Source organism: Microbacterium sp. Ag1 (genome assembly GCF_001005635.1).
In the GTDB taxonomy this organism is placed as follows: Bacteria; Actinomycetota; Actinomycetes; order Actinomycetales; family Microbacteriaceae; genus Microbacterium; species Microbacterium oxydans.
Genome location: NZ_LBCR01000022.1, coordinates 93,907 through 116,013 on the forward strand (window position 1 = coordinate 93,907; position 22,107 = coordinate 116,013).

The window sequence follows — 22,107 nt, forward strand, 5'->3', positions numbered from 1 at the left end:
CATGCGCAAGATCATCAACGACCCTCAGACGTTCGTCGACGAGACGCTGGAGGGCATCCTCCTCGCGCACCCCGATGAGCTGCGGGCGGTCACCGCGGACCGGCGCGCGCTGGCGCGGACGGATGCTCCGGCACCGGGGCGCGTCGGCATCGTCACGGGTGGCGGCTCGGGACACCTGCCGTTCTTCCTCGGATACGTCGGCCGCGGGCTGTGCTCGGCGGTCGCCGTGGGCAACGTCTTCTCCTCGCCGAGCTCCGCTCAGATCCACGCGGCCTCGGTGGCCGTGCACTCGGACGCCGGACTCCTCTATCTCTACGGCAACTACGGCGGCGATGTGCTGAACTTCGACATCGCGGCCGAGCGCTGCCGTGCCGAGGGCATCGAGGTGCGCACGGTGCTCGGGGCGGACGACATCCAGTCCGCACCGAGCGAGCGGGCGGAGTCGCGCCGCGGGGTGGCCGGGCTCGTCCTCGTCTACAAGGTCGCCGGAGCGATGGCCGATCGCGGCGCCTCTCTCGCCGAGGTCGAGCGCGTGACCCGCAAGGCCGCCGATTCGACTCGCACGATGGGCGTCGGCCTCTCGCCGACCGTTCTCCCGGCCGCGGGGGAGGAGACCTTCACGCTGGATGAGGGCGAGATGGAGATCGGCGTCGGCATCCACGGAGAGCGCGGCAGCCACCGCGGCCCTCTCGAGACGGCCGATGCCATCACGGATCGGTTCCTGGTCGAGATCGGTACCGAACTCGACCTGAGTGAGGGACGGCGCGTTGCCGTGCTCGTGAACGGTCTGGGATCGACACCGCTCGAAGAGCTCTACGTGATCTACCGCCGAGTGCACCACACGCTCGCGGACGCGGGGGTCACCATCGGCTACCGGCTCATCGGGGAGTACGTCACGAGCCTGGAGATGGCCGGAGCGTCGCTCTCGATCATGCAGCTCGATGATGAGTTGGAGGAGCTCCTGCATGACCCGGCGGGGTCGCCGTTCTTCCGTCAGGGCACTGTTCCGGTGGGGGAGGCGTTCACCGCAGGCGCGGCCGTGGACGAAGATGCAGTCGCTGTCGAGGCGACGGTGGTCGGGTCCCGTAGCGACCTGCGCGACCTGCTCCTCACCGTGCTGCGGCGGATGGAGCGACACCGCGAAGAGCTGCGCGCCCTGGATGCCGCGCTCGGCGACGGAGACCTCGGCGTCACGGTCGCGGTGGGCAGCGCGGCGGTCGCAGATATGCTGCAGCAGCTTCCGGACGACCTCGATGCCCGCAGCGTGCTGCGTGCTTCGGGTGACGCATTCGCCGCAGCGAACCCGTCGACGTTCGCGGCCCTGATCGGCAACGGTCTGCTCGCCGCGGCGGAGCAGACGCCCGTGGGTGCACACCTCGACCGTGCGGGTCTCATCGACGTCGTGCGCACTGCGGCGGCGAAGATCGGCGCACAGGGCGGGGCCGTGCCCGGTGACAAGACCGTGATCGACGTGCTCCTCCCGATCGCTGAGGCGCTGGAGGCCGGGGCGGATGCGGGCGCGGCTTCGAAGGCGGCGCTCGCCGCGGTCACCGAGAGCACCGGATGGCAGTCACGACGCGGTCGCGCCGGATGGCAGCAGGAGCGCTCGGTCGGTCACGCGGATCCCGGTTCTGTCGCCGTCGCGCGCTTCGTCGAGGAGATCGTGCGGGCTCAGGACGGGACCGGTCAGACCGGCGCATAGGGCTGCGGGTCAGGCCCGTTTGCGTCGCGCGATCTCGTCAGCGAGCTGCTGCACGAGGGCGGGGTCCGCGTCTCGGGCGAGGGTGACGTAGTGGTCCATGACGGCCGGCCGGTAGCGCACGGGCATCGTCTGTCCTGGCGCGAGCCGGGTGAGGTCGGTGATGGTGAGGTCTTCGTCGGCGATACCGCGGAACGAGATCCCGTCGGCGGTCTCCACGTCGAGCATCAGGACCACACGGGGGTTGCTGTTGACCTCTCGCCAGTCGACGAGAACGCCGAGCGCAAGCTCGCCCGTACGCAGTTCTGCATTGCGAGTGCGTGCCTCACCGCTCAGGAGCGGGTTCGGGGCGACGCCGGGGAAGTCGGGTCCGACGCCGAGCGATTCCCGACTCAGATCGGGCCTGAGCTGCTCCATCAGATCGTTGAGGCGCTGCTTCTTCTTCTTCGAACCGAACATCCTGGCCCTCCCTCGCACCCCTTCGCCGTTGCCGGTATCCCGGCCTGGCGCGTCGCCTTCACCGCGATTGTATGGTGCCGGGCAGATCCCTCCGGGCTTTGCCAGATCCTCTAGTGGACCGGCAGATGCGGCGGGTGAGCGACGATGCCGCCGCGCATCGTCGCCGGACGCTTCACGATGAGCCCGGCCTCTTCGGCGATCAGCGCGCCCGCCGCCCAGTCGAACTCGTACAGGTCGGTCTCGATGAAGGCGTCGACGCTGCCCTCTGCCACGAGGCACAGCCCGAGCGCTGCCGAGCCCACGCTGCGGAGATCCGTGAACGCCGACATCCTCGCCGGCAGGTCGGTGAGCTGCCGCGCCCGCTGCTCGGCGTCGTACGAGAAGCCGACTGCGAGCAGCACAGGGGTCGCGTCTGCTGCCGGCCCGTGAAGCCTTCGCCGCGTGCCGCGGGACTCGCGGTACGCCCCCAGTCCCGCTCCGGCGGAGTAGACGTGCTCGAGCTCGGGGGCGTGCACCACGCCGGCGAGCCAGGCGCCGGAGTGCACGTCCTGCACCGCGACCGACGACCCGTAGTGCGGCAGTCCGCGCACGAAGTTCGAGGTGCCGTCGAGCGGGTCGATCGACCAGCGGAGCGCGGAGCCGGTGCCGGTAGTCGCGTACTCCTCGCCCGACACCTCGTCGTCGGGGCGGTGTTCGGCGATCACCGCGCGGATCGCGCGTTCGGCGCGCAGGTCGATCTCGGTGACCACATCGCCGGAAGTGCCCTTCGTGCGAAGGCCGAGTGCGTCGGGCGATGCATCGCGCTCGTCTGCCGCCTCGGCGAGGACTGCGGCGCCGGCAGCGGCGGCGGAGAGGGCGATGTCGAGCAGTTCGGATGCAGACGGCATGGCGTATCGATCCTCCGGTGGGCGATCCTCCAGCGTAGCGGCGGGCAGGCACGCGGCGGGGAGTCAGGCGCGGTCGTGGAGGGTGATCCGGTACCCGTCGGGGTCGGCGAACGTGAAGGTCCGGCCGAACGGGCCGTCGATCGGCTCCGCGACGATCGTGTGTCCGTCGGCGAGGAGTGCATCGTGGATGGCCTGGACATCGGTGGCGTGCAGCCAGATGGCGGCGCCGATGCCGGGCTGGGCTACGCCGGTCAGGTCGGTGCCCGGTGCGATGTCACGCAGCGCGAATGCGATCGGGGCTGTGTCGAACACCACGGCGTGGGGAGGGCCTGCGGGAGAGCGGACGAGGCCGAGGTAGCGCTCGTAGAACGCCTGGGAGGCTGCGAGGTCGCGCGCCTGCAGGGAGATGAAGTCGGGGCCGGTGACGGGCATGGGAGAATCCTTCGCTTTGTGTCAGTTTTCTGACATAGGCGAGTGTATGTCAGAATACTGACATGAGTCAAGACCGCGCAGGCATCGACCTCGACACGTCGTTGGGCTACCTGCTGAAGGAGGCATCGAGCGCTCTCCGCACCGCGATGGAAGAGGTGCTGCGTCCACTCGGCATGACCATCACCCACTACTCCTGTCTCGAACTGCTCTCCCAGCGGCCCGGCCTGTCGAACTCCGATCTCGCACGGGGCGCATTCGTGACGAGGCAGTCGATGAACGTCCTGCTCCAGGCGCTCGAACGCGAGGGGTTCGTCACCAGGCCGTCGGAAGCGCCTGTCGGAAAGACCCTCCCCGCCCGCCTCACCGAGCGCGGCCGTGAAAGTCTCGCGACGGCGACCGCGGCCGTCCGCTCCGTCGAGGTCCGGATGCTGTCCGGCATGACGCAGGAGGAGCAGACGGGAGCGCGGAAGATCCTCAGAAGCATGATCCGCTCGCTTCGCGAAGAGTCCTAGCCCCGCAGGGTTCAGTGCCGAGCGACCACGAGCGGCACACCGGTCGTGGGGTGGGGGAACACGTCGACCGCCTGGCCGTACACTTGCTCGATCCGCTCGGCAGTGAGCACCTCGCTCGCTGTGCCTGTCGCCGCGACACGGCCGCCCGTGAGCAAGGTGACGCGGTCGGCGTGCGCGAGTGCGGCGTTGAGGTCGTGCAGCACGATCGCCACCGCGATCCCCGTGTCAGCGAGTCCCCGGATCAACCGCATGACGTCTTCGTGGTGCTTGAGGTCGAGAGCAGCGGTCGGTTCGTCGAGCAGCAGGACGCCGGTGGCCTGGGCGATCACGCGGGCGAGGGCGACCCTTGCGCGCTCGCCGCCGGACAGTGAGGGCACGGCCCGCGATCCGAGCGCCGTCACCTCGGTCTGTGTCATCGCTGCGGACACCAGCTCGTCGTCCTCGTCGGCCGCGGGTGTGCGTGCCCACGGAGTACGCCCCATGCGCACGACCTGTTCGGCGCTGAAGGGAAACGTGACGGTGTTCTCCTGCAGGAGGACAGCGCGCTGCTGGGCGAGCGTGCGCGGCTTGATCCGGTCGATCGACCGCCCGTCGAGCTCGACCGTCCCTGCGTGAGCCGGCACGTCTCCGGCGAGCACTCCGAACAGGGTGGACTTGCCTGCCCCGTTCGGCCCGACCAGGGCGTGGATCTCTCCGCGGTGGATCTCGATGGAGGCGTCGTCGAGGATCATCCGTCCTTCGCCCACGCGAACCGTGAGCCCTGCGCCGCGGAGCCGCACGTTCATGCCCATCCTCCCGAGCGGCGGCGCGTGCGCACGAGCAGCCACAGGAAGAACGGGCCGCCCACGAGCGAGGTGATCATCCCGATCGGCAGGTCGGCGAGCGGGACGGCCGTGCGTGCGACGAGGTCGGCGACGGCGATGAGCAGCGCGCCGCCGAGCGCCGAGGAGATCACGAGCGGCAGGTGGGCCGGCCCGATCAGCATGCGCATCAGGTGCGGGACCACGAGCCCGGCGAAGCCGATGATCCCCGCGAACGCGACCGCCGCGCACACCAGCAGCGCGACGGTCACGATGACGACGATCCGCAGCAGCTCGACATTGACGCCGAGGTGCCTGGCGGTGCGCTCGCCGAGGGCGAAGAGGTCGAGGCTCGGTGCCACGACCAGCGCGATGACGACGCCGATAAGCACGAGGGGTGCGACCAGCTGGATGTTCGACCACAACGCGCCGTTCAGCGATCCCAGCTGCCAGAACACGATCTGCTCGCGCGTCGACGTGGTGCCGAGGAACGTGAAGAACGCCATACCGGCGCCCGCGATCGCGTTGATCGCGATGCCCGTCAGCAGCAGGGTCACGACCTCGGTGCGACCACCGGACCGACTGATGAAGTACACCGAGAACACTGCGACCAGCCCCCCGAGGAACGCGAACGTCGGCGTGGTCCACATGCCGAACGTCGCGAGCCCGAAGGTGATGCTCGCTGCCGCGCCGAGCGCTGCGCCCGAGGAGACCCCCACGACACCGGCGTCCGCGAGGGGGTTGCCGAAGATCGCCTGCATGAGCACACCCGAGACGGCGAGAGCGGCGCCGACGAGGAGCCCGAGCACGATGCGCGGCATCCGCAGATTGAAGATCACACCGTAGTCGGTGGAAGCCGTCGGCGCCCACGCGGTGTCGATGCCGACACCGCGCAGCAGCACTCCGATCAGCGATGCGGGGGAGAGGTCATACTGTCCGCTCGTGATCGACACGATGCAGGTGACGGCGAGCGCGACGATCAGGCCGACCGTCACCAGCGCGAAGCGCAGACCCCGGTGCCTCGAAGGGGTCGGGGTGACGACCTCGCCGGTCACGTCGCGGGCTCGGGGGCGTAGAGGGCGCGAGCCAGGGCCCCGATCACGTCGGCGGTACGTGGACCGAAGCTGAGGATCTCGCTGTCCGCCATGTCGATCACGCGGCGATTCGCTCCGGCGGGGGTCTCTGCCACGGCGGGGATCCGCTCGATCAGTCCGTCGATGCCGCCGACCGACTCCAGGCCGTCGGTCATCATCACGAGGACGTCGGGCTGTGCGGCGACCAGGGCTTCCGCGGTCATCGGCTTCATGCCCTCCCAGCCGATCTCGGCCGCCACGTCGACACCGCCGACGGCATCGATCAGCGAATCGGCTCCGGAGTCCTCGCCGAAGATGTAGTAGACGTTCGCGCTGCCGCGCACGTACAGGAACAGCATCCGTGCGCGTTCGGCTTCGTCGGCGGGAACGACCTCTGCGATCTCCGCGAGCGTCTCGTCGACCGATGCATCCAGCCGCTGGATGAGTGCTTCACCGCGGCTCGGCACACCGAGAGCGGCGGCGATCTCGGTCACCAGCTCGTCGGTGGTGTCGAGTCGCCGGTCGCTGGAGATCACGACGACCGCGATTCCCGCGTCGCGCAACTGCTGACGCACCTCCTTCGGGCCGATCGTGGTGTCGGTGAGGACCACGGTCGGGGCCAGCTCGAGGATCGCCTCGGCATTGAGCGTGTGACCGGTCTTCGTCACGACGGGAAGGTCTTCGGTACCGGCGAAGACGGTGGAGGCGTCGCGACCGACGACCTGGTCGCCGAGTCCCAGGGCGAAGACGGTCGATGCGATCGTGCCGGAGATATCGATCGGGAGGATGCGGTCGACGGCGGTGATCTCGACCTCGTGACCCTCGCTGTCAGTCACGGCCACGGGCAGCTTCGGCGCGGTGTCGTCGTCGACGGGCTCGATCGCGTGGCTCGACAGGCAGGCGGTCGAGGGGCCTTCGTGCGTGCGCACGTCGTCGATGAGGTCGAGCGATGCGAGCGGGACGGATGCCTGCGGGCAGTCGTCATCGGCGACGGAGGCCGGTGCCGCGGTGGCCTCCGGTTCTGCGCAGGCGGTGAGCCCGAGGGCGAGAACGGCGACGAAGAGGAGGGCGGGAACTCGACGCATTAGGCAAGGCTATCCTAAAACTTGACGCGCGATGATCCGCACCTCTACGCTCGGGACCGGCGGCTTGCTTAGCTAAGCCTAACCAAACTCCTTCCTCGCCCGACTGCATTGCGGCACCGCCGGCGCGCCTGCTTCTCGGTGCGCCCGGAGCCGTGGAGAACCGTGAACACCACAGCCCCCGCACCCTCGGTGAGCACCCGCATACGCGTGCTGCTCGCCGCTTTCGTCTCTCTTCTCCTCGTCGCCGCCGGCGCCGTGATCGTCCCGCCCGCGCACGCGGCCGGCGCTGCGGTCACCGCCACGGTCGCGTCGGCAGCCACCTCCGGCGTGAGCGTGCAAGTGCAGGCCGCCGGCCTGCCCGAGGTCGAAGGCGCGTACGCCGCGCTGATCATCAAGGGCACGGAGTCGGGACTCAGCGGCGGGGGCGGGTATGCCGCGTTCGTGATGCCGACCGTCGCCGCCGGCGCGAGCTCGTTCACGCTCGATGCACCGGCCGGATCGCTGGATCGGACGAAGTCCTACGAGGTGCTCGTGTGGCAGAAGCACTCGAACCCCAGCGACGCCACCATCTACGGTCGCGGCGATGTCGTCATCTCGTCCGCACAGTGGGACGCCGTGTTCGGTCCCGTGCCGACCGATCCCGGTACGGACCCCAGCACCGACCCCGGTACGGATCCTGGTACCGACCCCGGTACGGATCCTGGCACCGGCCCCGGTACGGATCCTGGTGCCGACCCCGGTACCGGCCCCGGTACGGGCCCCGGCACCGATCCGGGCACCTCGCCGAAGTCTGCGGCGATCGAGGTCTTCCTCGCCGACGGCACCACGCCGGCCGCAGGCGCCGCTCTCAAGGCGGGCGACAGGGTCGTGGTGAAGGGATCCGGCTACGACCCGACGGCGAACCTCGGCACCGAGGGGCGTGGCGTGCCGATCCCGAAGCACCTCCCCCAGGGCACCTACGTGGTCTTCGGCAACTTCGCCTCCACGTGGCAGCCGTCCGCCGGTGCCGCCTCCTCGACGCGATCGTCCGGCGCGCAGGTCTGGGCACTCGCCGAAGGTGTGCTGAACCAGGTCCCCGCCCAGTACCAGGGCGCGATCCGCGCGCAGTGGGTCGACATCGCGGCCGACGGCACGTTCCAGGCGACCATCACCTTGAAGGATGCGGCGGCGACGCCGGGCTCCTACGGTGTCTACACGTACGCGGCCGGTGGGGTGGTCAACGCCGATCAGGAGCGCAGCGTCGCCCTGAACTACACCGAGGCTCCGGCCGTCTCCGCGGTCGTGAAGTCAGCGACTGCGAAGGACGGCCTGACCGTCACGGCATCCGGCTCGAAGCTGGGAGCGATCACCGGCGCGTACGTCGCGCTGATCGAGAAGGGCACCGAGGCGAACGTCACCGGCAGCAGCGGCTTCCTGGCCATGCAGTGGGTGCGTCCGATCTCGGGCGGGGTCTTCACGATCGACCTGACCACTGCCGCTGACACGCTCGACCGCGCGAAGTCGTACGAGGTCATCGTGTGGAAGCAGCACTCGAACCCCGATGCGAGCACCATCTCCGCGCGTTCGACCATCGCCATCTCCGACGCGCAGTGGGAGATTCTGCGGCCGGCCCCCGTATCCGCCGCGATCGAGGTGTTCCTGGCCGATGGCACGACTCCGGCTGCCGGGGTGCCGCTCAAGGCGGGCGACAGGGTCGTGGTGAAGGGATCCGGCTACGACCCGACGGCGAACCTCGGCACCGAGGGGCGTGGCGTGCCGATCCCGAAGCACCTCCCCCAGGGCACCTACGTGGTCTTCGGCAACTTCGCCTCTACGTGGCAGCCGTCCGCCGGTGCCGCCTCCTCGACGCGATCGTCCGGCGCGCAGGTCTGGGCACTCGCCGAAGGTGTGCTGAACCAGGTCCCCGCCCAGTACCAGGGCGCGATCCGCGCGCAGTGGGTCGACATCGCGGCCGACGGCACGTTCCAGACCACGCTGACGCTGAAGGATGCGGCGGCGACGCCGGGGTCGTACGGTGTCTACACGTACGCGGCCGGTGGGGTGGTCAACGCCGATCAGGAGCGCAGCGTCGCCCTGAACTACGGTGTCGCGTCGGGCGTGACCACGACGGTGAAATCTGCGAGCGCGAGCGGCGGGCTCACCGTCACCGCCTCCGCCTCCCAGCTCGGCGCGATCACCGGCGCCTACGTCGCGCTGATCGAGAAGGGCACCGAGGCGAACGTCACCGGCAGCAGCGGCTTCCTGGCCATGCAGTACGTGCGGAGCATCTCTGGTGGCGCGCTCTCGGTCGACTTGACCGCAGCCACCGACACGCTCGACCGCGCGAAGTCGTACGAGGTCATCGTGTGGAAGCAGCACTCGATGCCCGATGCGAGCACGATCTACGGGCGGAGCACCGTCACGGTGACCGGCGCGCAGTGGGACACGCTGTTCCCTGCGGGGCCGACGACGACGACGACGGTGAAGACGGCGACGGCGAAGGACGGCCTGACCGTCAACGCCGCAGCCACGAACCTCGGCGAGATCCCCGGCGCCTACGTCGCACTGATCGAGGCCGGGACCGAGGCGGAGGTGAGCGCCGACGGCGGTTTCCTCGCGATGCAGTATGTGCAGAAGGTCACGTTCGGTGCCTTCGCGGTCGACCTCACGACCGCGGCGAAGAACCTCGACCGCACGAAGTCGTACGAGGTGATCGTGTGGAAGCAGCACTCGATGCCCGATGCGAGCACGATCTACGCGCGCTCCACCGTGACCATCACGCCGGCGCAGTGGGATGCCCTGCTCGACGTGAAGAACCCTGAAGTACCGGAGACACCGGGCACACCGGTCACGCCGACCGCTCCGGCGGCGAGCGTTCCGGGCGGCTCCCTCCGCTGGGCCATCTCCTCGTCGTTCACCGACTACATCACGGGCAACATCGCGAAGGGGTCCATCGCGGTCTCCGACGGCGCGACCCGTTCCGGCGGTCAGTTCCAGTTCGGCCAGACCGTCGGGGGCGACTTCGACGTGAACACCGGTCTCGGCAGCGTCGTGTACCGCGGATCGGTGCGCTTCACCGGACACCAGGGCGTGCTGGACGTGACGGTCTCGAACCCGTCGATCCGCATCACCTCGACGAACGCCGCGACTCTGTACGTCACCAGTGGCGGCGCGCAGGTGCCGTTCGCGACGCTCGACCTGTCCGGGGCGGCGCGCGTCGCTGCCAACGGCGCGGTGACCTACACGGCGGCTCCCGCGGCGCTGACCGCTGAGGGACGCGATCGGGTGCTCTCGGGCTACGGCACGGCACTGAACCCGGTGACCTTCACGATCGGCTCGGTCGCCTCAGCGCCCGCCGGATCGAGCGGCACGGTCGCCGTAGCGGTCGTGAAGCCGAAGGTCACGCTGCCGCCGACCCCGCCGGCGACCGCGGGAATCGAGGCCGACGAGGCCGCTCTGGCCGCACTCGCCGCGGGGCAGCCCGCGACGGTGTCCGCATCCGGATTCCGGGCGAACGAGCAGGGGATCAAGGTCGTCGTGTACTCGACCCCCGTGCTCCTCGACACGGTGGCGGCCGATGAGAACGGTGTCGCGACCTGGTCGGGTGCCCTTCCCGCCGCACTCGAGGACGGCGAGCACACGCTCACGTTCCAGGGCTCCGTCAACCGTGGTCTGGTGTTCACCCTGAACCGGGCGACGGCGGCGATCGGCGTCTGCACGGTGGAGGGCGCCACGCTCAAGTGGGGCTACAAGGAGTCGTTCCGCACCTACATCGAGGGCATCGCGAAGGGGGGCTGGACCCTGACCGACGTGACCTATGAGTACCCCGACTACGTGTGGGGGAACGGGGCGGGATCCCTGGACGACGAGAGCCTCGCCGGCCTGATCACCTTCGGCGGCAGCATCACCTTCACGGGTCATGACGGCGCGCTGAACACGACACTCGCGAACGCGGCGGTCGAACTCGCGGGAGACAAGGGCTACCTCGTCTTCGACGTGACCGGCACCACGCAGGGCGGGGAGAGCATCGATCAGAAGGGGGTCCGCCTCGCGGAGTTCGCCCTCGGTGATGCCGCAGTCGTCGATGGCGCGCTGACGCTCGACGCGATCCCCACGACGCTGACCGAGGCCGGGGCCTCAGCCTTCGGCACCTACGCCGCGGGGGAGGAGCTCGATCCGGTCACGGCTGTCATCCCGGTCGGCGCGGACTGCGGCGTCGAGGCGGAGAAGCCGGAATCCGACTCGGAGGCGACTGCGGTGGTGACTGCCGCGGACGAGCCCGCCGACGCCGAGGGTGCTCCGGTGTGGCCGTGGATCGTCGGTGGTCTGGTCGTGGTCGCCCTCGCTGCGACCGGCGGTGTGCTCATCGCCCGTCGCAACCGGGTGGCGGAGACCGCCGAGACGACCACCGAGGTCTGATCGCGGTGACACGGAACGACCCTCCCCGCAGCAGACGTGGGGAGGGCCGTTCTGCCGCTCGTGACACCGGTGCACGGCGGCCGTCGTCGGTGGGACAATGGAGACATGACCCCCACCGACTCGCACCAGACCGTCGAAGCGACCGTGCGCCGCGTGCCGCGGTACGGCGTGCTCATGGGCATCGGCGTCGTGGTCGGTGTGATCGCGGCCGGCATCCTCACCTGGACCGGCAGCTTCGTCGAGTCGCAGGCCCTCGACATCGTCTACCCGCCCGGCCAGGTGTTCGGCTTCCTGTTGCTGTGGACGGTCCCGATCGGGATCGCCCTGGGGGGCGTCGTCGGCCTGATCCTGGAGCGTCTCGCCCGTCGCCATGACCGGGTCGTGCGGGTCGACCGCGAGACCGTCGTCGACGAGGACTGACCGCTACGCCAACTCGGCGATCACCGGACGGATCGCAGCGTCGAATGCCACGACATCGCGGCGCAGTCCATCGGTCACGGCGACCGTGAGAGCGCCGATCCACCAGATACCGCGCTGCGAGAACGGCAGCACCTGCACGTTCAGCTCGAACGAGTGGGCCCGGCGGCCGACCTCGCGCTCGAACTCCGCGATCGCGCTCGCATACGCGCGGTAGGCATCGCCGCCGGTATGGCTCTTCATCGAGGTCACGTACCTGTCGTGCGCGGCACGCGCATACAGCAGGGCCGACGTCGCCTGGGGCGCGATCGCCGCCATGAGCTCCTCCGCACCGCGGGCGGGCAGCGCGACCAGGGTGTCGAATCCGTCGATGAGTTCGAGCGGTACATCCGAGGGGTGGGCGCGAGGTTCCACGGTCATGTCCCAGTAATGGCGCCACTGCGCTTCGAGATCGGGGGAGGCGTCGGCGGCATCGGGGGCGCGGACGGCGAGCTCCCGCAGACTCGGAAGGTCTTCGGGAACCCGGATCCCGAGCTGTTGCCGCAGTGCGAGCGCGACGAGCACCGGAACGCTCGCGTCTTCGCGGATGAGCCACTGCGGCTTGTCTGCCATGGCCCCATCGTAGGCGGACGGTCGACGGCGGCGGCTCTCCGGGTTCATATGTCGTCGGGTGAGAACTCGGGTGGACGCTTGGCGAGGCCGGGTCGGACTTCGCGGAGAGAGTGGCCTGCTCCGGGCGGTAGGCTGGGGGCGTGGCTGCCTCCCCCACCAACCCCTATTCCGAAGCCGGCGTCGATACCGCTGCAGGTGATCTCGCCGTCGAGCTGATGAAGTCCTCCGTACGCGCGACGCACGGCCCCGAAGTGCTCGGCGGTGTCGGCGGATTCGCCGGCCTGTTCGACGCCAGCGCGCTGCGCGACTTCCGTCGTCCGCTGCTCGCGACCAGTACCGACGGCGTCGGCACGAAGGTCGCGATCGCGCAGGCCATCGACAAGCACGACACGATCGGCCAGGACCTGGTCGGCATGGTCGTCGACGACATCGTGGTGGTGGGCGCGAAGCCTCTCTTCATGACCGACTACATCGCGTGCGGCAAGGTCTATCCGCAGCGCATCGCCGACATCGTGCGCGGCATCGCCGAGGCATGCTCCGCGACCGGCACGGCTCTGGTCGGCGGCGAGACGGCGGAGCACCCCGGTCTGCTCGGACCGCGCGACTACGACGTGGCGGGGGCGGCGACGGGTGTGGTCGAGGCGGATGCGATCCTGGGCGCCGACCGCGTGCAGGATGGCGACGCGGTCATCGCCGTGGCTTCCAGCGGACTGCACTCCAACGGCTACTCCCTCGTGCGGCACATCATCACCGGTGCCGGCATCTCCTACGGCGACAACGCCGCTGACTTCGGAACCACGTGGGGCGAGGCGCTCCTCGAGCCGACCCGCCTGTACACGCTTCCGCTGCTGCGCCTGATCGAGCAGCTGTCCGGCGGCGTCCACGCGCTCAGCCATGTCACCGGCGGCGGCATCGCGGCGAACCTCGCCCGCGTGCTCCCGCAGGGCAGCTGGGCCGAGGTCGACCGCAGCAGCTGGTCGCCGAGTCCGGTCTTCCGTGTGCTCAGCGACATCGCCGGCTCCACGCTGGAATCTGCCGAGGGCACCTGGAACCTCGGCATCGGATTCCTCGCGGTGGTCGCCGCGGACAAGAAGGACGCCGCGATCGCCGCTCTGAACGCCGAGGGCATGCCCTCGTGGCAGGTCGGGACCGTGGGCTTCGGCCCGCGTCCAGCCGGTGAATTCGAACAGGGCGCCAAGGGCGTCGATGGTGGAGCAGTGCGCCTCGTCGGCGCCTATGCGGACGGAGCGAAGTAAGAGCCCATGTGCGGCATCGTCGGAATGGTGGGCTCTGCCCCGGTCAATCAGGACATCTACGACGCACTCCTGCTGCTGCAGCACCGCGGCCAGGATGCGACGGGCATCGCGACCGCCGAGGCGAACGGCGTGATGCACAACGCCAAGGCACAGGGCATGGTCCGCGAGGCCTTCCGCACCCGAGACATGCGCGCCCTGCTCGGCAACGTGGGTCTGGGTCATGTGCGCTATGCCACCAAGGGCACGGCCTCGAACGAGGAGGAGATGCAGCCGTTCTACGTGAACGCGCCGTACGGCATCATCCTCATCCACAACGGCAACCTCACCAACACGCGTGAGCTCACGGCCGACATGGCCAAGCGCGACCGTCGCCACCTGAACTCCTCGAGCGACACCGAGTTGCTGCTCAACGTGCTCGCGGGTGAGCTGCAGAACACCACCTCGACCGTCGACCTCGACCCCGAGCGGGTGTTCGAGGCCGTCGCCCGCACGCACGAGCGCATCGAGGGCGCCTATGCGGTGATCGCGGTGATCGCCGGATACGGTCTGCTCGCCTTCCGTGACCCCTTCGGCATCCGCCCGCTGATCCTGGGCCGTCGTCCTTCGACCGTCCCAGGGGCCGAGGGCAAGGACGAGTGGGTCGTCGCGAGCGAGTCGCTGGTGCTCGAGAACGGCGACTACGAGGTCGTGCGCGAGGTCGAGCCCGGTGAGGCCGTCTTCATCACCAACGACGGCGAGCTGTTCTCCCAGCAGTGCGCCACCGCCGCGACGCTCGCGCCCTGCGCGTTCGAGTACGTCTACCTCGCCCGCCCCGACTCCGTCATGAACGGCATCTCCGTCTACGAGTCGCGTCTGCGCATGGGCGACAAGCTCGCCGACACGATCGCCAAGCATGTGCCGATGGACAAGATCGACGTGGTCATGCCGATCCCCGACTCCTCGCGCCCCGCCGCGATGGAGGTCGCCCGCAAGCTCGGCATCGAGTACCGCGAGGGCTTCTACAAGAACCGCTACGTCGGCCGCACCTTCATCATGCCGGGGCAGGCGGTGCGCAAGAAGAGCGTCCGCCAGAAGCTCAACGCCATGTCGACCGAGTTCCAGGGCAAGAACGTGCTCCTCATCGACGACTCGATCGTGCGGGGAACGACCTCCAAGGAGATCATCCAGATGGCGCGGGATGCCGGAGCCGCCTCCGTCACCTTCGCGTCGGCAGCACCGCCCGTGCGGCACCCGCACGTCTACGGGATCAACATGCCGTCCCGTCACGAGCTCATCGCCCACGGACGCACGATCCCCGAGATCGCCGACGAGCTCGGCTGCGACCATCTCGTGTATCAGGAGGTCGAAGACCTCAAGGCCGCGATCACCGAGGGTTCCGTGCTCACGGATCTCGACATGAGCTGCTTCGACGGCCGATATGTGACCGGCACGGTCTCCGACGAGTATCTCGCCTGGGTGGAGGGGTCGCAGACTTCATGACGATGCCGAGCGCACGACCGCTGTGGCAGGGTCGGGCTCTCGCACTCGTGGGGATCGTCCTGGTGGCGTTCTCGTTGCGTTCCGCGGTCGCCTCCCTGTCGCCGGTCATCGATCACGTCGCCGCGGACTTCCCGGTCTCGCCCGTCGTGATCGGTCTGATCGGTGCCGCGCCTCCGGTGTGCTTCGCGATCTTCGGTCTGCTCACGCCCCTGTTCGAGCGGCGGTTCGGTCTGGAGCGGATGGCCGTCGCCGCGATCACGCTGATGGCGGCCGGCATGCTCCTGCGCGGCGTCGCGCAGGACTCGACGAGCCTGCTCGCGGCCACCGCTCTCGTGTTCGCGGGTGTCGGTTCCGGCAACGTGCTGCTGCCGCCGTTGGTCAAGAAGTACTTCGCGGACCGTCTCGGCGTCATGATGACGGCCTACTCGACCACGCTCGCCGTCTCGACGTTCCTGCCACCTCTGGTCGCGGTTCCCGTCGCCGACAGTCTCGGCTGGCGGGTGTCGCTCGGCATGTGGGGGGTGGTGGCCGCTCTCGCTCTGGTTCCCTGGATCACGCTGCTGGTGCGTTCACACTCCGAGCCCGACGACCGCGCGATGACCACGGAGCTGCTGGTCCCGGATCCGACCGACGGAGTTGACGACGTCCGCGACGCGGTGGCCGCATCCACCGGACCCATCACGACCCAGTCCGCCAACCCGAAGGCGTTCGGGCGGCTGTGGCGGCTGCCGCTGGCCTGGTCGCTCGCTCTCGTGTTCGGCACCTCGTCCACCATGGCGTACGTCGCTTTCGCGTGGCTGCCCACCATGCTCGTCGACATCGGCGGCGTCACCCCGGCCACGGCAGGGTTCCTGCTGTCGCTGTTCGCTCTGGTGGGTCTGCCGTGTTCGATGCTCGTCCCCGTGCTCGTGGTGCGTTTCCAGGCCACCAGGCCCCTGTTCTTCGTGGCAGTGGCCGCGGGACTGGTCGGCCTTCTCGGGCTGCTGCTCTTCCCGACCGTCGCTCTGCCGCTCTGGGTGGCGATCTTCGGCCTCACGGCCATCATGTTCCCGCTCAGTCTCGTGCTGCTGAGCATCCGCGCCCGCACTCCGGAGAGCGCAGTGGCGCTGAGCGGTTTCGTGCAGAGCATCGGCTACGGGATCGCGGCGACCTTCCCGCTGCTCGTCGGGCTCCTCCACGAGACCACCGCGGGCTGGCAGGTTCCGCTGCTGGTCGTCGCGGGAGTGCTCGTGGCCTCCATCCCCGCGGGCATCGTCGCAGGTCGTCGGCGCACGGTCGAGGACGAGTGGGAGCGCCGGCACGGGCGCTGGTGATGCGCTCGATCAGCTCACGCGCCCATGTTGCGCCCGGAAAACCGACGGAGCGACCCCGATGCGCCGACGAAAGATCCGGGAGAAGTATGCGGGGTCGTCGTAGCCTACGCTGCGCCCCACCGCCTCGACGGACAGTGCTGTCGTGGCGAGCAGGTCGCCTGCTCGCTCTATCCGAGTGTTGATGATCAGTTCGTGCGGGGTGACTCCGGTCTCGCGACGCACTCGCTCGCGCACCTCTGTCACCGACAGTCCCACGAGCCGCGCGCGGTCGGCGAGACTGAGGTCGCGTCCGGCATCCGCCTGCAGCGCGCTAGCCAATGAGCGATCCTCGGTGAAGGGGTTGTCCGCCGCGGCGGCGATGATCTGCTGCGCGACTGATGAGGCGCGCAATTGCCCGCGCCAGCCGGGCATCTCCAGCGCGGCACGCAACCGAGCGAAATCTTCGTCCAGCGTGCCCGGCGGTTTCTGCAGACCGCGCACCGGAGCCGTGCGCTCGAGTACCCCCATACCTTCAAAGACGTTGACCGTAGCTCCCGTGAAGAGAATCCAATGCTCGCTCCACGTGGAGGTGGTCCAATAGCCGTGCGGGCGTCCGGGGAATACGTTGATGAGCGCGGGGCCGGTGACCTCGATCGTGCCGACGGTCGGATCCTCGTAGTGGCCAGTACCCGCGCTGACGAATACCAACGCGTAGGAGTCGAGCTTTCGGCCGCGAACGGCGGTCGGCGTGCCGGAGAACTCCCCGCCGCCGAGACAGGCCAGGCCATGATCGGCGAGGAGCGAGAGGGGAGGTGTGTACAGCGCCCAATTCTGCACGAAAATCCAAGTCCTTCCTCATTGGAGTCTATTCCACCGCAGACTCCGATCTATCAGGATGATCCACATGTTCACCTCCAACGGGTACGTTCTCCGCGAAGACTCCACCAGGCTTGGTCGTCTGCAACCCACCCCCGTGGAGGAGCGTGCTGACCATGCGGCTCTGTGGAGCCGACTGCGACGAGATGGCTACCTCTACCTCACGAATCACCTCGATCCCGGTGAGGTCTGGGAGTTTCGTCGCTACTACTTCGAAGCGCTGTCGCGCGCTGGTGTGATCAGAAGCGGCTCGGACCCTCTCGAAGGATTCGCCGGCGACGGCAACATCGATCGTGGCGAGTATCGCCGCATTCTCTTTGACGAGATCGTGCCCGGTGCGCGGTACGAGGCCCTTTGCCGCTCCCCCCGGATCGCCGAATGGTTCGGCTGGCTGTTCGAGGACGATGTGCACCTGCACCGGCGCAAGATCATCCGGCACACCCAGCCCGGTGAGCGCGGGGTCGGCACGGCGACGCAGGCGCACTACGACCTCGTGTACCTGCGCGAGGGAAGCGATCGGGTGCTTTCGATGTGGATTCCCCTCGGCGACACCCCTATCTCGCGCGGCGGGTTGGCATACCTGGAGGGTAGCCATCACCGTGTGATGGCGCAGGAGCGGGCGGGCACGCTGCGCCATCCTGCAGCTTCGATCACCGCTGACCTCCCCGGACTCGCCGATGAGTACGACACTCGCTGGCTGCTCGCCGACTACGCCAGGGGGATGTCGTCGTACACTCCGCACACATCGTGCACGCCGGGCTCGACAACGTCGACCAGACCGGTCGCATGCGCCTGTCGACGGACATTCGTTATCAGCGGGTATCCGATCCCATCGACTGGCGTTGGAAGGATCACTGGCATGAGGACGACGGCCTCTAGGTCTGGCAGGCGGGGACAGAGATGATCGCCCTCATGGCTGACTGGGGCATCAGCGGGACCCCACAGAAACTCGCCGAGACCGCGGCTGAGCTCGGGTACGACGGCATCGAGGTCTGGTGGCCGCGAAGCGTCGCCGCCCAATCGACACTGGCGGCGACGACCAAGTCGGTCGGGGGGCGACTGTCGTTGTTGGCTGGCAGCGTGCTCTCTGACCCTGAGGCACACGGCGACGAGATCGAGGAGCAGTTGCGCGAGATCCGCGTGACCGGGATCGATCCGCTGCACGTCACCCTTCACCTCGGCCGAGATCACTGGCCGCTGTCGGTGCAGCATACGCTGCTGGAACGCGTTGCCGACTGGCGGCGCACCTACGACATCGACGTGCTCGTCGAGACGCATCGCGGACGCATACTCAACTCGGCGTTCTCCGCCGCGGAGCTCCTGCCCGACCACGAGGGCGTTCGGGTGGCGTTTGACGTCTCGCACTGGCTCGTGGTCTCGGAGTCGTACCTCGACGACCAGCGCGACGCGGTCTCGCTCGGCATCGCCAGAGCCGACCATGTTCACGCACGGATCGGGCATGCGCAGGGCCCGCAGGTGATCGATCCGGAGCACGACTGCTGGGGGGGGGACTCCTCGACCGTTACTTCGGCTGGTGGGATCGGATCGTCGCTCGTCTCGAGCAGGATGGCAAGCCGGTCACCTTCCTCGCCGAGTTCGGGCCGGTCCCCTATGCCCCGTCGCTGGCTGGACGCGCCGTGCGCGATCATGCCGAGGTGAATGCGTGGATGCTGCAGCGGCTTCGCGAGAGATACGGCTCCGCGACTTGAGTCGGGGGCCCAGTCCTTCTCTCGCCGCTCACGTGTCCGCGAGCATTTCAATCGTGCCGAGCTCAGAACTGGGCGACTCCGCGCGAGCGCACAGAATCGCCAGCGCTTCGACGCCGTCCGATCAGAGTTCTCTTCTCATGTCCGCGGCGGGGCCGTCGATGAACGCACGACAAGCTGAGGATCGGTGGAGGGCATCTCGCCCACCGCCTCATGGCCCTCGATCTGCGCGATCACCCGGAGCGCCGCCGCGCGGCCCATGGCCTCGAAGGGCTGGCGGACGGTGGTGAGTGCCGGGGAGGCGTAGGCGGCGAGGGCGATGTCGTCGACACTCACCACCGAGACGTCGTCGGGAACGCTGCGTCCGGCCTCATGCAGCGCGCGGATCAGGCCGAACGCCATCTCGTCGCTGCTGACGAACACGGCCGTGGCCTCGGGGATGGCGGCGATCGTGCGACCGGCGCGGTAGCCCGACTCTGGTGTCCAGTCGGCGGGGATCAGCGGCGGGGGCACGATCCCGCGGTCGCGGAGCGTCTGCTCCCACGCCTCGCTGCGCTGCTGCGTCTCGGTCCAGTAGTCGTCGCCCGACACGTGCCACACGGTCTTGTGGCCGAGGTCGAGGAGATGCTCGACCGCGAGGCGGGCGATCGCGCGCTGATCGACGGCGAGCGGAGCATCCTCTTCGAGAGAGGTGCGCTCGCTGCGGGTCGCGGGCGTGCGCTCGGTGCGCGCCCTCATGGCCGGGCTCTCGAGTTCGAGCGGCACTCCGAGGATGATGCCCTCGGCTCCCTGGCGCTCGAGTCGGTCGAAGGCTTCGAGGAAGGCCTCGGCCGACGCGTGATCGGCGACGGCTGCGGTCGAGACCGTGTATCCGTTCGCCGCCGCCGCCTGTTGGATGCCGACGCCGAGCGCTGCCGACGAGTAGCGGTCGGTGGAGACGACGATCACACCCAGCACGCGTGTGCGACCGGACGCCAGCGAGGCGGCAGCGGCGTGCACCCGGTAGCCGAGTTCCTCGACCGCTGCCAGCACGCGCCTGGCGGTGTCGGGGCGCACGTTGTCCTGCCCCGACATGACGCGGGAGACGGTCTGTGTGGAGACACCGGCAAGCTGGGCGACATCGACCTGGCTGGGGGCGCGGTCGTCTCTCGGGCGACGAGGGGACATGTGCTCAATGGTAGCGATCAATCGGCGTGAATCCAGGAGGCGCGGAGTATCGTGATGCGATAATGTGAACGCAAACACTCGTGCTTGGAGCGCTATGCCTGACCTTCTCGCCTCGGCTGTCGACGCCGCGTCCGTTGCCGTCGACACTCGGGCCGCCGTGCCGCCGATCGGCGCTCCCGCCCTGTCCTGGCGCGACGGGGAGATCCTTCGCGACGGCGTCGCGCACCGCATCATCGCCGGTTCGATCCACTACTTCCGGGTGCATCCCGACCAGTGGGAGGACCGCCTCCGCCGCCTCGCCGCGATGGGCGCGAACACGGTCGACACGTATGTCGCGTGGAACTTCCACGAACGCGTCGAGGGCGATGTGCGCTTCGACGGCTGGCGCGACATCGAGCGTTTCATCCGCATCGCCGGAGAGGTGGGCCTGGATGTCTTCCTGCGGCCGAGCCCCTACATCTGCGCGGAATGGTCCAACGGCGGCATCCCGTTCTGGCTGTCCGGCCGCGTGGCTGCTCTGCGCACGAGCGATGCCGACTTCCTCGCGGCCGTCGACGCCTGGTACGACGAGCTGATCCCCCGCCTCGTCCCGCTGCAGGCTGCCCACGGCGGACCCATCGTCGCGATTCAGGTCGAGAACGAGTACGGGTCGTTCGGCAGCGATCCCGCCTACCTCGCGCATCTGCGTGACGGACTGCGCCGCCGCGGGATGGTCGAGATGCTCACGACCGCCGACGGCATCACGAGCGACATGATCGAGCACGGCAGTGTGCCTGGAGCCATGGCGACATTCACTTTCGGCACCGGCGTCGCGAAGGCGGTGGAGCTGCGTCGTCACGGCGATGCGCTCATGTGCAGTGAGCTGTGGGGCGGGTGGTTCGACCACTGGGGGGAGCGGCACCACGTGCGTTCGGCCGCGAGTGCCGGCGGCACGATCGAGGAGCTGCTGCGTGCGGGCGGATCCGTGAGCCTCTACATGGCGCACGGAGGCACGAACTTCGGTCTCTGGAACGGGGCGAACCACGATCAGGTGCTGCAACCGACCGTCACCAGCTACGACTCGGATGCGCCGATCGGCGAAGACGGCACCCTCAACGAGAAGTTCCATGCGCTTCGGGCGATGTTCGCGCCCTTCCATGCAGCTGCTCTTCCGCCTGTGCCCGCGGCGCCGCGGCGGCAGGGTGCGGCTACCGCAGCGCTCGACCGTCGCTCCTCCCTGAGCGAGCTGGTCTCCTCGCTTCCCACGTCAGGCGAGGTCTCGCCGCGACCACGCACCTTCGAAGAGCTCGGCGCCGAAGACGGGCTCGTCGCCTACGAGGCCGACGTGTCCTTCCCCGCCGATGCGACGCTCACTGTCGACGGACTGCACGACCGGGCAGTGGTGTTCCTCGACGGCGCTCGGCTCGGCGTGCTCGAGCGTGATGGCGAGACGTCTCTGCCCCTGCCGCGCGAAGGTGGCGTCGGCCGGCTCGTCATCGTCGTCGAGAGCCTGGGTCGCATCAACTACGGCCCCTACACCGGCGAGGGCAAGGGCATCATGCGTGGCGTGATGATCGGTCGCCGACTGGTCAACGGGTGGACGCATCGACTGATCCCGCACGACGCTCCTGCGGCGACCTCCCCTTCCGCCGACCCCGCCGCCGACGGGGTCGCCGTGGCCTCGTTCGATATCGCCGAACCGCTCGACGCCTGGCTCGCATTTCCCGACGGCTCGAAGGGCATGGTCTGGTTGAACGGATTCCTCCTCGGCCGGTACTGGAAGATCGGACCGCAGGAGACGCTGTACGCGCCAGCGCCGCTGTGGCGGACGGGCCGCAACGAGATCGTGGTGCTCGACACCGACGGACTCGGCGCGACGGTCGAGATCCGCGAGCAGCCCTCCTTCGGCGAGACCGAGGAGTTCATCGGCTCCTGACCGCTCTGCTGCTGCTCCGAGACCCATCCTCCGCGCCGAGAC

General features: G+C 68.9%; 19 protein-coding genes. 10 read left to right on the forward strand and 9 right to left on the reverse strand.

Features of this window, described 5'->3' with window-relative positions:
- Position 1 precedes the first annotated feature (1 nt).
- Entirely contained in the window at positions 2-1,702 is a 1,701-nt protein-coding gene (locus AAY78_RS02845) for a dihydroxyacetone kinase family protein (RefSeq protein ID WP_046746849.1), read from the forward strand.
- A 9-nt stretch (positions 1,703-1,711) separates the two neighbouring features.
- Here the strand turns inward: AAY78_RS02845 and AAY78_RS02850 are convergent, their stop codons facing one another.
- The 3 genes from AAY78_RS02850 to AAY78_RS02860 form a co-directional block, all read right to left on the reverse strand.
- Entirely contained in the window at positions 1,712-2,158 is a 447-nt protein-coding gene (locus AAY78_RS02850) for a hypothetical protein (protein ID WP_046746850.1), read from the reverse strand.
- Positions 2,159-2,268: 110 nt separating this feature from the next.
- Positions 2,269-3,045: an inositol monophosphatase family protein gene (locus tag AAY78_RS02855; protein ID WP_046746851.1), complete on the reverse strand. Its 777-nt coding sequence runs from the start codon at positions 3,043-3,045 to the stop codon at positions 2,269-2,271.
- Positions 3,046-3,108: 63 nt separating this feature from the next.
- Positions 3,109-3,477 (reverse strand): VOC family protein, encoded by a 369-nt coding sequence (locus AAY78_RS02860; protein WP_046746852.1) that lies wholly within the window; start codon positions 3,475-3,477, stop codon positions 3,109-3,111.
- A gap of 62 nt (positions 3,478-3,539) precedes the next feature.
- Here AAY78_RS02860 and AAY78_RS02865 point away from each other — a divergent pair, with 62 nt between their 5' ends.
- The gene (locus tag AAY78_RS02865; RefSeq protein ID WP_046746853.1) at positions 3,540-3,989 is read left to right on the forward strand and encodes a MarR family winged helix-turn-helix transcriptional regulator; all 450 of its coding nucleotides are present in this window, start codon (positions 3,540-3,542) and stop codon (positions 3,987-3,989) included.
- Positions 3,990-4,000: 11 nt separating this feature from the next.
- Here the strand turns inward: AAY78_RS02865 and AAY78_RS02870 are convergent, their stop codons facing one another.
- From AAY78_RS02870 to AAY78_RS02880, 3 genes are read right to left on the reverse strand one after another with little or no spacing between them, the layout of a single operon-like run.
- Entirely contained in the window at positions 4,001-4,774 is a 774-nt protein-coding gene (locus AAY78_RS02870) for a heme ABC transporter ATP-binding protein (RefSeq protein ID WP_082108546.1), read from the reverse strand.
- Positions 4,771-5,844, reverse strand: a complete 1,074-nt coding sequence (locus AAY78_RS02875; RefSeq protein WP_046746855.1) for a FecCD family ABC transporter permease — start codon at positions 5,842-5,844, stop codon at positions 4,771-4,773. The genes AAY78_RS02870 and AAY78_RS02875 overlap by 4 nt, the downstream gene beginning before the upstream one ends.
- Positions 5,841-6,947 (reverse strand): heme/hemin ABC transporter substrate-binding protein, encoded by a 1,107-nt coding sequence (locus tag AAY78_RS02880; RefSeq protein WP_046746856.1) that lies wholly within the window; start codon positions 6,945-6,947, stop codon positions 5,841-5,843. Before AAY78_RS02880 ends, AAY78_RS02875 begins: the two co-directional genes overlap by 4 nt.
- A gap of 162 nt (positions 6,948-7,109) precedes the next feature.
- On the opposite strand from AAY78_RS02880, the gene AAY78_RS19145 reads away from it, so the two are divergent.
- Both AAY78_RS19145 and AAY78_RS02895 read left to right on the forward strand, forming a co-directional pair.
- Positions 7,110-11,345, forward strand: coding sequence for an HtaA domain-containing protein (locus tag AAY78_RS19145; protein ID WP_052748620.1), 4,236 nt, complete (start codon positions 7,110-7,112; stop codon positions 11,343-11,345).
- 105 nt (positions 11,346-11,450) lie between these two features.
- Entirely contained in the window at positions 11,451-11,765 is a 315-nt protein-coding gene (locus AAY78_RS02895) for a hypothetical protein (protein ID WP_046746857.1), read from the forward strand.
- 3 nt (positions 11,766-11,768) lie between these two features.
- On the opposite strand, the gene AAY78_RS02900 is transcribed toward AAY78_RS02895, so the two are convergent.
- The gene (locus tag AAY78_RS02900; protein WP_082108549.1) at positions 11,769-12,374 is read right to left on the reverse strand and encodes a zinc-binding alcohol dehydrogenase; all 606 of its coding nucleotides are present in this window, start codon (positions 12,372-12,374) and stop codon (positions 11,769-11,771) included.
- A gap of 140 nt (positions 12,375-12,514) precedes the next feature.
- Here AAY78_RS02900 and purM point away from each other — a divergent pair, with 140 nt between their 5' ends.
- From purM to AAY78_RS02915, 3 genes are read left to right on the forward strand one after another with little or no spacing between them, the layout of a single operon-like run.
- The gene (purM, locus tag AAY78_RS02905) at positions 12,515-13,630 is read left to right on the forward strand and encodes a phosphoribosylformylglycinamidine cyclo-ligase (protein WP_046746859.1); all 1,116 of its coding nucleotides are present in this window, start codon (positions 12,515-12,517) and stop codon (positions 13,628-13,630) included.
- A 6-nt stretch (positions 13,631-13,636) separates the two neighbouring features.
- A complete protein-coding gene (gene purF / locus AAY78_RS02910; RefSeq protein ID WP_046746860.1) occupies positions 13,637-15,109 on the forward strand; it encodes an amidophosphoribosyltransferase in 1,473 nt (490 codons plus the stop codon).
- Positions 15,106-16,422 carry an MFS transporter gene (locus tag AAY78_RS02915; RefSeq protein ID WP_046746861.1) on the forward strand — a complete coding sequence of 439 codons (1,317 nt, stop codon included), beginning with the start codon at positions 15,106-15,108 and terminating at the stop codon, positions 16,420-16,422. Before purF ends, AAY78_RS02915 begins: the two co-directional genes overlap by 4 nt.
- Positions 16,423-16,431: 9 nt before the next feature.
- Here the strand turns inward: AAY78_RS02915 and AAY78_RS02920 are convergent, their stop codons facing one another.
- Entirely contained in the window at positions 16,432-17,238 is an 807-nt protein-coding gene (locus AAY78_RS02920) for a helix-turn-helix domain-containing protein (RefSeq protein WP_046746862.1), read from the reverse strand.
- Between the two features lie 67 nt (positions 17,239-17,305).
- On the opposite strand from AAY78_RS02920, the gene AAY78_RS02925 reads away from it, so the two are divergent.
- Together AAY78_RS02925 and AAY78_RS02930 are read left to right on the forward strand one after the other, a co-directional pair.
- On the forward strand, positions 17,306-18,181 hold the full coding sequence (locus AAY78_RS02925; RefSeq protein ID WP_231589644.1) for a phytanoyl-CoA dioxygenase family protein: 876 nt from the start codon (positions 17,306-17,308) through the stop codon (positions 18,179-18,181).
- Positions 18,182-18,189: 8 nt separating this feature from the next.
- Positions 18,190-18,936: a sugar phosphate isomerase/epimerase family protein gene (locus AAY78_RS02930; protein ID WP_156172603.1), complete on the forward strand. Its 747-nt coding sequence runs from the start codon at positions 18,190-18,192 to the stop codon at positions 18,934-18,936.
- 185 nt (positions 18,937-19,121) lie between these two features.
- On the opposite strand, the gene AAY78_RS02935 is transcribed toward AAY78_RS02930, so the two are convergent.
- Positions 19,122-20,150, reverse strand: a complete 1,029-nt coding sequence (locus AAY78_RS02935; protein WP_046746864.1) for a LacI family DNA-binding transcriptional regulator — start codon at positions 20,148-20,150, stop codon at positions 19,122-19,124.
- Positions 20,151-20,244: 94 nt separating this feature from the next.
- Here AAY78_RS02935 and AAY78_RS02940 point away from each other — a divergent pair, with 94 nt between their 5' ends.
- Positions 20,245-22,065 (forward strand): glycoside hydrolase family 35 protein, encoded by a 1,821-nt coding sequence (locus AAY78_RS02940; RefSeq protein ID WP_082108550.1) that lies wholly within the window; start codon positions 20,245-20,247, stop codon positions 22,063-22,065.
- The last annotated feature ends 42 nt before the right edge of the window (positions 22,066-22,107 follow it).

Coding starts and splice junctions, on each gene's coding strand:
- AAY78_RS02930 (WP_156172603.1), top strand. CDS start 18,190: ATGGCTGACTGGGGCATCAGCGGGACCCCACAGAAACTCGCCGAGACC.
- AAY78_RS02850 (WP_046746850.1), bottom strand. CDS start 2,158: ATGTTCGGTTCGAAGAAGAAGAAGCAGCGCCTCAACGATCTGATGGAG.
- AAY78_RS02880 (WP_046746856.1), bottom strand. CDS start 6,947: ATGCGTCGAGTTCCCGCCCTCCTCTTCGTCGCCGTTCTCGCCCTCGGG.
- AAY78_RS02860 (WP_046746852.1), bottom strand. CDS start 3,477: ATGCCCGTCACCGGCCCCGACTTCATCTCCCTGCAGGCGCGCGACCTC.
- AAY78_RS02895 (WP_046746857.1), top strand. CDS start 11,451: ATGACCCCCACCGACTCGCACCAGACCGTCGAAGCGACCGTGCGCCGC.
- AAY78_RS02915 (WP_046746861.1), top strand. CDS start 15,106: ATGACGATGCCGAGCGCACGACCGCTGTGGCAGGGTCGGGCTCTCGCA.
- AAY78_RS02940 (WP_082108550.1), top strand. CDS start 20,245: ATGCCTGACCTTCTCGCCTCGGCTGTCGACGCCGCGTCCGTTGCCGTC.
- AAY78_RS02935 (WP_046746864.1), bottom strand. CDS start 20,150: ATGTCCCCTCGTCGCCCGAGAGACGACCGCGCCCCCAGCCAGGTCGAT.
- AAY78_RS02855 (WP_046746851.1), bottom strand. CDS start 3,045: ATGCCGTCTGCATCCGAACTGCTCGACATCGCCCTCTCCGCCGCCGCT.
- purF (WP_046746860.1), top strand. CDS start 13,637: ATGTGCGGCATCGTCGGAATGGTGGGCTCTGCCCCGGTCAATCAGGAC.
- AAY78_RS02900 (WP_082108549.1), bottom strand. CDS start 12,374: ATGGCAGACAAGCCGCAGTGGCTCATCCGCGAAGACGCGAGCGTTCCG.
- AAY78_RS02865 (WP_046746853.1), top strand. CDS start 3,540: ATGAGTCAAGACCGCGCAGGCATCGACCTCGACACGTCGTTGGGCTAC.
- AAY78_RS02870 (WP_082108546.1), bottom strand. CDS start 4,774: ATGAACGTGCGGCTCCGCGGCGCAGGGCTCACGGTTCGCGTGGGCGAA.
- AAY78_RS02845 (WP_046746849.1), top strand. CDS start 2: ATGCGCAAGATCATCAACGACCCTCAGACGTTCGTCGACGAGACGCTG.
- AAY78_RS02925 (WP_231589644.1), top strand. CDS start 17,306: ATGTTCACCTCCAACGGGTACGTTCTCCGCGAAGACTCCACCAGGCTT.